This is a genomic window from Amycolatopsis sp. NPDC026612 (genome assembly GCF_040638285.1).
Lineage (GTDB): Bacteria > Actinomycetota > Actinomycetes > Mycobacteriales > Pseudonocardiaceae > Amycolatopsis.
On sequence record NZ_JBEZYB010000003.1, the window covers coordinates 316,078 to 327,933 of the forward strand.

Below are 11,856 nucleotides of genomic sequence, written 5' to 3' on the forward strand. Positions count from 1 at the left end.
GTAGATCCTTCCGGATCCGACGGTACCTCAGTTCGCCCGGGCGAGGGTCTCCGGTCGCAGCAGTCTCCCCAGCTCTTCGGCCGGGATCAGGCCCTTCTCGACGACGAGTTCGGCCACGCCGCGCCCGGTTTCGAGGGCTTCCTTCGCGATCTCCGTCGCGGCCGCGTAGCCGATACTCGGGTTCAGCGCCGTGACCAGCCCGATCGAGTTCTCGACGTAGGAACGCATGACGTCCACGTTCGCCGTGATCCCCGAAACGCACTTCGTGGCCAGCACCCGGCAGGCCGCGCCCAGGTGCGTGATGCTCTCCGACAGCGAGTGCAGGATGATCGGCTCGAAGGCGTTGAGCTGCAGCTGGCCTGCCTCGGCGGCCATCGTCACGGTGACGTCGTTGCCGATCACCTCGAACGCGACCTGGTTGACCACCTCCGGGATCACCGGGTTGATCTTGCCGGGCATGATCGACGACCCCGCCTGCACCGGCGGCAGGTTGATCTCGTTCAGCCCGGCACGCGGTCCCGAAGACAGCAGCCGCAGGTCGTTGCAGCTCTTGGAGAGCTTGACCGCGATCCGCTTGAGCACGCCCGAAAGGTGTACGAACGCGCCGCAGTCCTGGGTGGCCTCCACGAGGTCCGCGGCGGTGACGACCGGCAGCCCGGTGATCTCGCGCAGGTGGCGGCACGCGGCTTCGGCGTAGCCCGGCGCGGCGTTGAGGCCGGTGCCGATCGCGGTCGCGCCGAGGTTGATCTCGTGCAGCAGGGCGACGGCTTCGGTCAGCCGCAGCCGGTCCTCGCCGAGCATCACCGCGTAGGTGCCGAACTCCTGGCCGAGCGTCATCGGGACGGCGTCCTGCAGCTGCGTGCGGCCCATCTTCAGCACGTCGTGGAACTCGACGGCCTTCGCCGCGAACGCCTTCTCCAGCACGATCATCGCTTCCGACAGCTGGCGCACGGCGATGATCGTCGCGACGTTGACCGCGGTCGGGTACGCGTCGTTCGTCGACTGCGAGAGGTTGACGTGCTCGTTGGGGTGCACGACGTGGTAGTCGCCCTTGGCGTGCCCGAGCAGCTCGAGCGCCCGGTTGGCGATGACCTCGTTGGCGTTCATGTTGGTCGACGTCCCGGCGCCGCCCTGGATGACGTCGACGGCGAACTCGCCGTGCAGCGCGCCTTCGCGGATTTCCCGGCAGGCGGCGCCGATCGCGTCGGCGATTTCGGGGGAGAGCAGGCCCAGCTCGGCGTTGGCGCGCGCGGCGGCCTCCTTCACCGAGGCCAGCGCCTCGACCAGGTGCGGATAGGCGGCGATCGTCGTGCCCGTGATCGGGAAGTTCTCGCGGGCCCGGGAGGTGTGCACGCCCCAGTACGCGTCGGCGGGGACGTCCTTGTCGCCCAGCAGGTCGTGTTCGCGGCGCGTGGTCATACGGAGCTCCCCACAGAAAGGATGAAACGCAGGTTTTCCGGGCCGGGCGGGACGGCGGCCTCGCACAGTTCGAGCAGCGCGGCCAGCACCGGGTACCGCGCCCGGTCCCCGCCGTCGGCGATCTTGAAGGCGATCGCGGTGCCGTCCGGCAGCGCGGCGATCTGAACGGCCTCGAAGCCGTCCTTGGCGATCAGCCCGGGCACCGCGCGCATGACGGCGGTGACGTCGCGGCGGCTGCCACCCACCAGCTCGGGGTGCTGCCGGATGCCGTCGGCCACCAGGTGGTCCGGCGTGCCGGGGGCGGCCGTGGCGATCTTCGAGACGGCCGTGGCGAGTCCCCGCAGGGTCGTCGCGAAGAGCGGCGCGCCGCAGCCGTCGACCGCGACCCGCGGGATGCCGCGGCCGGTCAGGTCTTCGAAGGCGGCCGCGATCGCGCGCTGCAGCGGGTGCGCCGGGTCGAGGTAGCCCTCGGTGCTCCAGCCGTTCAGCGCGCAGGTCGCGAGCATGGCCGCGTGCTTGCCGGAGCAGTTGTGCGCCGGCCGGGTGGGCGCCTGGCCCGCGGCGATCCAGCGGTCCCGCTCGACCGGGTCGAACGGGAAGTCCGCGGGATTTCCCAGCAGCTCGGGGGAGCGGCCGTCGAGCACCTCGCGAACGGCGTCGAGGTGCGCGGGCTCGCCGGAGTGGCTGGCCGCGGCGATCGCGAACCCGGCGGGGGACAGGCGCAGGCCCAGCCGCGCCATCGCCGTGGCCTGCAGCGGCTTCGCCGTCGACCGCGGGTACATCGCGGTGTCGACGTCCCCGGCGGCGAACAGCGTCGAGCCGTCCGGGGCGAGCACCACGGCCGAGCCGTGGTGGACGCCCTCGACCATCCCGTCGCGGACCAGCTCGACCAGCGGTTCGGGGCTCACAGCCCCGCCTCGTCGAACGCCCGCATGTCGATCCGCTTGCGCACGCGGAACCAGCCCACGACCAGTGCGACGACGATCACCGGCAGCACCAGCAGGGTGATCCGGCCGGTTTCGTCGAAGCCCATCAGGACGACGACGGCGGCGAGGAACACCAGCGTGGCGATCTCGGTGTAGGGCGAGAACGGCAGCCGGAACGCCGGCCGCTCGAGGTCGTCGCGCTTCGTCTTGCGCACGTACAGCAGGTGGCAGAGCACGATGATGGCCCAGGTGGCGAGGATGCCGATCGCGGCGAAGTTCAGCACGATGTCGAAGGCCTCCTTCGGCACCAGGTAGTTGAGCCCGACGCCGAGCACGCAGACGGCCGCGGTGAGCAGGATCCCGCCGTAGGGCACGTGGTTGCGGTTCATCACGCCGGTGAACTTCGGCGCCGAGCCCGCCATCGCCATCGAGCGCAGGATGCGGCCGGTCGAGTACAGCCCGGAGTTCAGGCTGGACAGCGCCGCGGTGAGCACGACCAGGTTCATCACGCTGTCCGCCGCGGGCACGCCCAGGTGCGAAAGCACGGTGACGAACGGGCTCTGGTCCTTGGTGTAAGAGCTCCACGGCAGCAGCATCGCCAGCAGCACGACCGAGCCGACGTAGAAGACGAGGATGCGCCACATGATGGAGTTGATCGCCTTCGGCATGATCTTCTCCGGGTTCTCGGTCTCGCCCGCGGCGACGCCGACCAGCTCGACCGACGCGTAGGCGAACACCACGCCCTGCACGATCAGCACCATCGGCAGCAGCCCGGACGGGAAGATCCCGCCGTGGCCGGCGATCAGCTGCGGGCCGCCCGCGACGCCGTCGATCGGCGTCTGCGTCACCAGCAGGAAGATGCCGATCACCATGAACAGCACCAGCGCGGCGACCTTGATGATCGCGAACCAGAACTCCATCTCGCCGAACAGCTTCACCGACACCATGTTCAGCGTCAGGACCACGGCGAGCGCGATCAGCGCGAGCACCCACTGCGGGATCGGCGAGAAGAACGACCAGAAGTGCGCGTACAGCGCGATCGCCGTGATGTCGGCGATGCCGGTGGTCGACCAGTTCAGGAAGTGCATCCAGCCGGCGACGTACGCGCCCTTCTCGCCCATGAACTCGCGGGCGTAGGAGACGAAGGCGCCGCTGGACGGCCGGTGCAGGATGAGCTCGCCGAGCGCGCGGACGACGAAGAAGGCGAAGAGCCCGCAGACGCCGTAGACGATCGCCAGCGCCGGCCCGGCCTGGGCGAGCCGCCCGCCCGCGCCGAGGAACAGGCCGGTGCCGATCGCGCCGCCGATGGCGATCATGTTCACGTGCCGGGACTTGAGGGCCTTGCTGTACCCGGCGTCGCCCGCATCGGTGGTGTTGGCGGCCGTGATGGTCTGTTCGGTCACTGGTCCCCGTTCACGATGCTGGTCAGAGTGGTTTCGACGTGCTGCAGGTGCGCCGTCATGGCTTCGACGGCGCCGGTCTCCGAGCCGTCCGCGATCGCCGTGACGATCTCCCGGTGCTCGATGTTCGACCGGCGGCGCCGGTCGCCGAGCTGGTTGAGGAAGGCGGACTGCCGGGCGAGCGCGTCCCGGATCTCCTCGATCACCTTCCCGAACACCGGGTTGCCCGAGGCCTGGGCGATGGTGATGTGGAAGAGCGAGTCGAGGGCGACCCAGGCGGTGTTGTCGGTCTCGGCGTCCATCCGGTCGAGCAGGTGGGCGAGGAGGTCGAGGTCGTCCTGGCTGCGCCGCACGGCCGCGTACCCGGCGACGGGGATCTCGACGTGCCGGCGCACCTCGATGAGATCGCGGGCCGAGTAGGGCCCGAAGGTGGGGTTGTCGGCCGGGCCGGTCGCGGTGACGAAGGTGCCCTTGCCGGTCTTCGACTCGGTCATGCCGAGCGCCTGGAGACCGCGGAGGGCTTCCCGCAGTACCGACCGGCTGACCTCGAACTCCCTGCTCAGGGTCGCTTCGGAGGGAAGCTTCTCGCCGACGGCGTACTCGCCGCGCTCGATCGCGGCGCGCAGGTGGGCCAGCACGGCTTCCATGGCACTCACCCGGCGAGGACCACCTTGTCCGGCTGTCTGGCTGTCAGACAGGTTCATGGCGGGAATGCTCGGTGCCGGTGGGTCCGCTGTCAATGCGAGCCCCGCACGTGTGGCCCAGCTCACCACCCGCAGGCGCGGGTTCCGGGTGGCGCGGAGGGCGGACTGCCCATTGGCGGGGACGCCCCGCGTGACCGTCCGGCCGCGGCGCGTGTCGTGCTCGTTTCCGCCGAAGGAGCAGCGCGTCGATGCTCTCGTCCGGCCCCGCCGAGGGGCACAATCGAGCCCGTCGAGCGCGGGATAGGGTGGGAGACCCGGGCGCGCCGGTCCGATCCACCTAGGGGAGGTTTTCGCTGGTGTCGAACGATTCTTTCGTCCACCTGCACGTCCACACCGAGTACTCGATGCTCGACGGTGCGGCGAAGATCGCTCCCCTCTTCGCGGAGGCGGCGCGCCTCGGCATGCCCGCGGTCGGCATGACCGACCACGGCAACATGTACGGCGGCGACGAGTTCTACCAGCAGGCGAAGAAGCACGGGCTCAAGCCGATCATCGGCATCGAGGCCTACGTCGCCCCGGAGAGCCGGTTCCACAAGAAGCCCGTCTTCTGGGGGCAGGCGAACCAGCGCGGCTCGGACGAGCTGGGTGAGGGCGGCGACGTCTCCGGCGCGGGCGCGTACACCCACATGACCATGCTCGCGCAGAACGCCACCGGCCTGCGGAACCTGTTCAAGCTGTCTTCGCTGGCCAGCATGCAGGGCTATTACCGCAAACCCCGGATGGACCGCGAGCTGATCTCGGACAACCACTCGGGGATCATCGCGACCACCGGCTGCCCCTCCGGCGAGGTGCAGACCCGGCTGCGGCTGGGCCAGAAGGAGGCGGCGATCCAGGCCGCGTCCGACTACAAGGACATCTTCGGCGCCGACAACTTCTTCCTCGAGCTGATGGATCACGGCCTGCCGATCGAGCGGTCGGTCCGCGAGGGCCTCCTGGAGGTCGGCCGCCTGCTCGACCTCAAGCCGATCGCCACCAACGACTCGCACTACGTCACCAAGGACCAGGCGGACACGCACTCGGCGCTGCTGTGCGTCCAGGCGGGCAAGACCCTCAACGACCCGACCCGGTTCAAGTTCGACGGCGACGGCTACTACCTCAAGTCCGCCGCCGAGATGCGCGAGTACTGGGACAAGGAGGTCCCCGGCGCGACCGACACGACGCTGCTGATCGCCGAGCGCGTCGAGTCCTACGAAGACGTCTACGCGCACAAGGACCGGCTGCCGTTCTTCGAGGTGCCGGAGGGTTACGACCAGGGCGGCTGGCTGCGCGAAGAGGTCCAGCGCGGCCTGAAGTGGCGGTTCCCGGGCGGCGCGCCCGATGGCTACCAGGAGCGCATCGACCGGGAGCTCGACGTCATCATCGGGAAGGGCTTCCCGGCCTACTTCCTGATCGTCGCCGACCTCATCAGCTACGCCCGCAAGGTCGGCATCCGGGTCGGTCCCGGCCGTGGTTCGGCCGCCGGCTCGCTGGTCGCGTACGTGCTCGGTATCACCAACCTGGACCCGATCCCGCAGAAGCTGTTGTTCGAACGGTTCCTCAACCCCGAGCGCGTCTCGATGCCCGACATCGACATCGACTTCGACGACCGCCGCCGCGGCGAGATGATCCGGTACGCGACCGACAAGTACGGCGTGGACAAGGTCGCCCAGGTCATCACCTTCGGCACGATCAAGACGAAGGCGGCGATCAAGGACAGCGCGCGGGTCCACTTCGGCCAGCCCGGCTACGCCATCGCCGACAAGATCTCCAAGGCGCTGCCGCCGCCGATCATGGCGAAGGACATCCCGCTCTCGGGCATCGTCGACAACAAGCACGAGCGCTACGGCGAGGCCGCCGAGGTCCGCGCGCTGGTCGAGACCGACGACGAGTGCAAGACGATCTTCGAAACCGCCCGCGGTCTCGAAGGCCTGATCCGCAACGCCGGCGTCCACGCCTGCGCGGTCATCATGTCCTGCGACCCGCTGACCGACGCGATCCCGCTGTGGCAGCGCGACGACGGTTCGATCATCACCGGCTGGGACTACCCGTCCTGCGAGGCCATCGGCCTGCTGAAGATGGACTTCCTCGGCCTGCGCAACCTCACCGTCATCGGCGACGCGATCGACAACATCAAGACCAACCGCGGGGTCGACGTCGACCTCGACACCCTCGGCGTCGACGACCCCGAGACGTACAAGCTGCTCGCCCGCGGCGACACGCTCGGCGTGTTCCAGCTGGACGGCGGCCCCATGCGCGACCTGCTGCGCCGCATGGAGCCCACGGTGTTCGACGACATCGTCGCGGTCGGCGCGCTCTACCGCCCCGGCCCGATGGGCATGAACGCGCACAACGACTACGCCGACCGCAAGAACAACCGGCAGAAGGTCAAGCCGATCCACCCGGAGCTCGACGAGCCGCTGCGGGAGATCCTGGCCGACACGTACGGCCTGATCGTGTACCAAGAGCAGATCATGCACATCGGCCAGAAGGTGGCCGGGTACACGATGGGTCGCGCGGATGTGCTCCGGCGCGCGATGGGCAAGAAGAAGAAGGAAGTCCTCGACAAGGAGTACGAGGGCTTCGAGGCCGGCATGCGGGCCAGTGACCTGCGGCCCGGCGGCTTCTCGCCCGAGGCGATCAAGGCGCTCTGGGACACGATCCTCCCGTTCGCCGGGTACGCGTTCAACAAGAGCCACGCGGCCGCGTACGGCCTGATCTCGTACTGGACCGCCTACCTCAAGGCGAACTTCCGGGCCGAGTACATGGCGGCCCTGCTCACGTCGGTCGGCGACAACAAGGACAAGTCCGCGGTCTACCTGTCCGAGTGCCGCCGCCTCGGCATCAAGGTGCTCCCGCCGGACGTCAACGAGTCGGCCCTGCGGTTCGCGGCCGTCGGGGACGACATCCGCTTCGGGCTGGGTGCCGTCCGCAACGTCGGCGCGAACGTCGTCGAGTCGATCATCAAGACCCGCGCGGAGAAGGGCAAGTACGCCTCCTTCATCGACTTCCTCGACAAGTCCGAGCTCGTGGCCTGCAACAAGCGGGTCATCGAGTCGCTGATCAAGGCGGGCGGGTTCGACTCGCTGGGGCACACGCGGCTGTCGATGATCCAGGTCCACGAGGACGCGGTCGAAGCGGTCGTCCCGCTCAAGCGCCAGGAGGCGATGGGGCAGTTCGACCTGTTCGGCTTCGGCGGCGACGACGATGACGCAGTGGCCTCCTCGCCGCTCGCGCACCTGAAGTTCGGCGAAGACGAGTACCCGCGCAAGCAGCTGCTCGCCTACGAGCGCGAGATGCTCGGCCTGTACGTCTCGGCCCACCCCCTGGACGGCGCCGAGCGGATCCTGCGCAAGCACGCACCCAAGCCGATCGCCGGCATCCTCGCCGATCCGCCGAGGGAGGGCGAGATCATCGTTTCCGGGTTGATCACGTCGCTCGAACGGCGGGTCAACAAGAAGGGCGAGCCCTGGGCGATCTGCACGGTCGAGGACATGGACGCCTCCCTCGAGGTGCTCTTCTTCCCGAAGGCGTACGCGCTCTTCTCGAGCGAGCTGATCGAGGACAACGCGGTGCTGGTCAAGGGCCGGGTCAACTGGCGCGAAGACAAGATGTCGATCTTCGGCGGCGGTCTGGCGACCCTGGACCTGTCCGAGGTCGGCACCGGCAACGGCGACGACGAGCCACCGCTGGTGCTGCTCGCGGCGGCGGAGAAGATCGACCAGGCGGTCGTGAGCGAACTGCGGTCCACGCTGCTGGCCCACAAGGGCGAAACCCCGGTCCACCTCAAGCTGGTGGGGCGGAACCAGACGGTGTTCGCCCTCTACGACTACCCGGTGAAGGTCAGCTCCATGCTGATCGGCGAGCTGAAGGGCATCCGGGGCATCACCGCCAGCACCTGACCGGCCTGGAATCCGCGCGCGGGACAACGCGCGCGGATTCCACCTTTCGTGTTTGCTGGGTGGGGTATCCCCGGCCCGTGAACTCGCGTGAGGTCTGCCCTCGATGATGTACGAACCCGATCCCCGCCGCTGGAAAGCGCTTGCCGTCTCGCTCACGGCCGGGTTCATGGGCCTGCTCGACGTCAGCATCGTCAACGTCGCCCTCCCCTCGATGCAGGCCGGCCTGCACGCGAGCAGCGGCGGCATCCGCTGGGTCGTCTCCGGCTACGCCCTGGCGTTCGGCCTGGTCCTGGTCACCGGCGGCCGCCTCGGCGACGCGTTCGGCCGCCGGAACATGTTCCTCGGCGCCCTCGCCGCCTTCGTCCTCACCAGCGCACTGGCCGGCGCGGCCCCGGACGAAACCACGCTGGTGCTCGCCCGCCTCGCCCAGGGCGTGGCGGCGGGCATGCTCACCCCGCAGAACACCGGCCTGATCCAGGACCTCTTCCGCGGCGCCGAGCGCGGCCGCGCGTTCGGGATGTTCGGCGCGGTCGTCGGGATCTCGACGGCGGTCGGCCCGATCCTCGGCGGCTTCATCATCGCCGTCTTCGGCGGCCAGGACGGCTGGCGCTGGGTGTTCTACGTCAACGTCCCGATCGGCGTGCTCGCGTTCGTCCTCGCCCTGCGGCTGCTGCCGCGCAGCGAAAAGAAGCAGCTCAAGATCTCCTCGGAGATCGACTTCGTCGGCATCGCGCTGCTCGCGGTCGCCGTCCTCGGCGTGCTGCTCCCGGTCGTCGACGCGGACCAAGGTGGCCTCACGCGGTGGTGGTGGCTGTTCCCCGTCGCCGTCGTCTTCGGGGTCGCGTTCGTCCGCTGGGAGCACTCGGTGGTCCGGCGCGGCCGGTCGCCGCTGCTGGACACCCGCCTGTTCACCGGCACCCCCGGCTACGCCACCGGCGCGGCGGTCGGCGCGCTCTACTTCTGCGGGTTCGCCGGGATCTGGCTGGTCTTCGCGATGTACTTCCAGCAGGGCCTGGGCTACTCGCCGCTGCAGTCGGGCCTGTCGGTGACGCCGTTCGCGCTCGGTTCGGCGGTGTCCGCGGCCGTCGCCGGACGGCTGGTGCCCCGCTTCGGCAGGCGGCTCACCGTCACCGGGCTGGGCATGGTCGCCGTCGGGCTGCTGGCCGTCGCGCTGATCGCCGAGCTGGTCCCGCCGTCGGCGTCCGGGTGGGCGTTCGCGCTGCCGCTGGTCTTCGCGGGCGTGGGCGGCGGGATGGTGATCTCGCCGAACACGACGTTGACGCTGGAGTGCGTGCCGGTCCGGCTGGCCGGGGTCGCCGGAGGAGCGCTCCAGACCGGGCAGCGGATCGGCACGGCGATCGGCACCGCCGTGCTCGCGTCGGTCTTCGGCATGGTCATCGGCCACGGCTATCCCGTGGCCCTCACCGTGGCGCTCAGCTGCGCGGCCGTCCTGACGTGCGGCGCTCTCGCCCTCGCGATCGCCGAGCTGCGGGCGCGCCGGCACCGGGCGGCCGAGGCGGAGCGTGGCGCCCAGGAAGGCGAAGTCTCCGCGGCGGACGTCCATCCGAGCTGAGCCCCACACTACTTTCCGCAGATTCGCGATACTCCATCCGAGTGACGAACACGGAAAGACACTGGTGCTACACAGAGCCACCGGGTAAGTCTTATGGAGCCTTCGCTGCGCGGTTTGGCTACCGACAGTGGCAATCAATCGGCCACCCGGGGATGGGGTGACCGGTTTGAGCGATCGAAGCGTCCGGAGTTCGAGGGAATGGACACACTCGGTCACCTTCCGTCCAGTGGGTTTCGGCGTCCGCGGGGGACCGTCCGGCGCTCACGGAAGGGCTGCCCATCGGTGTCCCCGGCGCGTGACGGCGGCGGGCGGGCCCGGGTGAGGGGGAACCGGGCCCGCCCATCCTCTGCACCCGTGTCGCGCTCACCGCTCCCGCCCTGATCGTGCTGGGATGGTCGGCGTCCGTCCGACGCCGACGCGGGAGTCCAGATGACCGAGCAGCCGTCGCGGCCCTCGGCCCGGCTGCGGGTCTGGTACCGGCCGATGCGCCCCCGCGACCGCGGGGAGCACCACCGCGTCGCGACACCGCTGGAACTGCTCTTCGACCTCTGTTTCGTGGTCGCCGTCGGCCAGGCCGCGGCCTCGCTGCACCACGCGCTGGCCGAAGGTCACGCCGCGCACGGCGTTGCGTCGTTCGCGATGGTGTTCTTCGCGATCTGGTGGGGCTGGCTGAACTTCAGCTGGTTCGCCTCGGCGTTCGACACCGACGACGTCCCGTACCGGTTGGCCACGCTCCTGCAGATCGCCGGCGGGCTGACCATCGCGGCCGGGGTGTCCAGTGCGTTCGAGGGCGACTTCCGCGTGATCGTGATCGGGTACGTCCTGATGCGGCTGTCGCTGGTCGGGCAGTGGCTGCGGGCCGCGGTCCGCGCCCGGGACCCGGCCCGCCGCCCTCCGGTTCGCCGCCGGGATCGCGCTCTGCCAGGTGCTGTGGATCGGCCGGGTGTTCCTGCCGCCGTCGACGGCGACCGCGACCTTCGTGGCCGTCGTGCTCTGCGAGCTCGCGGTGCCGATCGTCGCCGAGCGCAGCGCGCGGACGACGTGGCACCCGCACCACATCGCCGAGCGGTACGGCCTGTTCACCCTGATCGTGCTCGGCGAGACCATCCTGAGCGCGACCAACGCCATCAAGGAAGGCGTGTCCGGCGCGGAGCACGTCGGGAGCCTGGCCGGGCTGGCGGCGGCCGGCCTGGTGCTCGTGTTCTCCATGTGGTGGCTGTACTTCGACCAGCCGGGACACGCGCGGCTCGTCCGCCGTCCGGGCATGTTCACGGCGATGAGCTGGGGGTACGGCCACTACCTGATCTTCGCCTCCGCGGCGGCGGTCGGCGCGGGGCTCGAGGTGGCGGTCGGGGACGACACGGGGACGCTCCACGGCGTCGGCGGTGTCGCCGCGGCGATGGCGACCACGATCCCGGTCGCGGTTTTCCTCCTGAGCGTGTGGCTGCTGCACATCGGCCCGACGAACGAATGCCGCCCGATCGCCATCGGCTTCCCCGTGACGGCGGTGCTCGTCGTGGCGGCGTCGTTCACGCCGGCGCCCATCCCTGTGGCCGCCGGGCTCGCCGCCGCGCTCGTCGCGCTGACGGTCGTCGCGACCCACGGAGAGCACCGGCCGACTTGAGCGCCTATCGGTGCAGGTCAGCGGCCTGGCGCGAGAAAGGGGACCCCCCTGTGAGAGGGGTTTCGGGGGCATGTAAAGTTCTCCAAGTCGCCAGGGAAACCGAGCGGCCGCCGGGAACACGAACCAAGCTCCCACAATCGTGGTAGAGTGGGTGGTCCCGAACCAGGGTGGTATCCCTGGAACAAAGCTTGAAACAATAGCCGAAGACCAAAGCGCTTCGCGGCGCAGCGGTCCGAAGTGTGTTGCTTGAGAACTCAACAGTGTGCTAGTGAACTAAGCCAGTAGAGCTTATGTATTGAACCTCGTTTGAGGTTCCTTTGAGAGCATTAATT

Annotated in this window: 6 protein-coding genes and 1 pseudogene; 3 read left to right on the top strand and 4 right to left on the bottom strand. The window is 69.5% G+C overall.

Features of this window, described 5'->3' with window-relative positions; translation table 11 throughout:
• Window positions 1-27: 27 nt before the first annotated feature.
• Genes aspA through AB0F15_RS05475 form a run of 4 tightly spaced genes read right to left on the bottom strand, consistent with a single transcriptional unit; the run spans window position 28 to window position 4,392 of the window.
• Window positions 28-1,419, bottom strand: a complete 1,392-nt coding sequence (gene aspA, locus AB0F15_RS05460; protein WP_360265549.1) for an aspartate ammonia-lyase — start codon at window positions 1,417-1,419, stop codon at window positions 28-30.
• The gene (locus AB0F15_RS05465; RefSeq protein ID WP_360265551.1) at window positions 1,416-2,327 is read right to left on the bottom strand and encodes an asparaginase; all 912 of its coding nucleotides are present in this window, start codon (window positions 2,325-2,327) and stop codon (window positions 1,416-1,418) included. Before AB0F15_RS05465 ends, aspA begins: the two co-directional genes overlap by 4 nt.
• A complete protein-coding gene (locus AB0F15_RS05470; RefSeq protein ID WP_360265554.1) occupies window positions 2,324-3,748 on the bottom strand; it encodes an amino acid permease in 1,425 nt (474 codons plus the stop codon). The genes AB0F15_RS05465 and AB0F15_RS05470 overlap by 4 nt, the downstream gene beginning before the upstream one ends.
• A complete protein-coding gene (locus AB0F15_RS05475; RefSeq protein WP_360265608.1) occupies window positions 3,745-4,392 on the bottom strand; it encodes a FadR/GntR family transcriptional regulator in 648 nt (215 codons plus the stop codon). Before AB0F15_RS05475 ends, AB0F15_RS05470 begins: the two co-directional genes overlap by 4 nt.
• A 353-nt stretch (window positions 4,393-4,745) precedes the next feature.
• On the opposite strand from AB0F15_RS05475, the gene dnaE reads away from it, so the two are divergent.
• From dnaE to AB0F15_RS05490, 3 genes and pseudogenes are all read left to right on the top strand, one after another.
• Complete coding sequence (dnaE, locus tag AB0F15_RS05480) at window positions 4,746-8,327, top strand: DNA polymerase III subunit alpha (protein ID WP_360265557.1); 3,582 nt, start codon at window positions 4,746-4,748, stop codon at window positions 8,325-8,327.
• Window positions 8,328-8,430: 103 nt separating this feature from the next.
• On the top strand, window positions 8,431-9,900 hold the full coding sequence (locus AB0F15_RS05485; RefSeq protein ID WP_360265559.1) for an MFS transporter: 1,470 nt from the start codon (window positions 8,431-8,433) through the stop codon (window positions 9,898-9,900).
• A gap of 429 nt (window positions 9,901-10,329) precedes the next feature.
• Window positions 10,330-11,524, top strand: a pseudogene (locus AB0F15_RS05490) (low temperature requirement protein A).
• The last annotated feature ends 332 nt before the right edge of the window (window positions 11,525-11,856 follow it).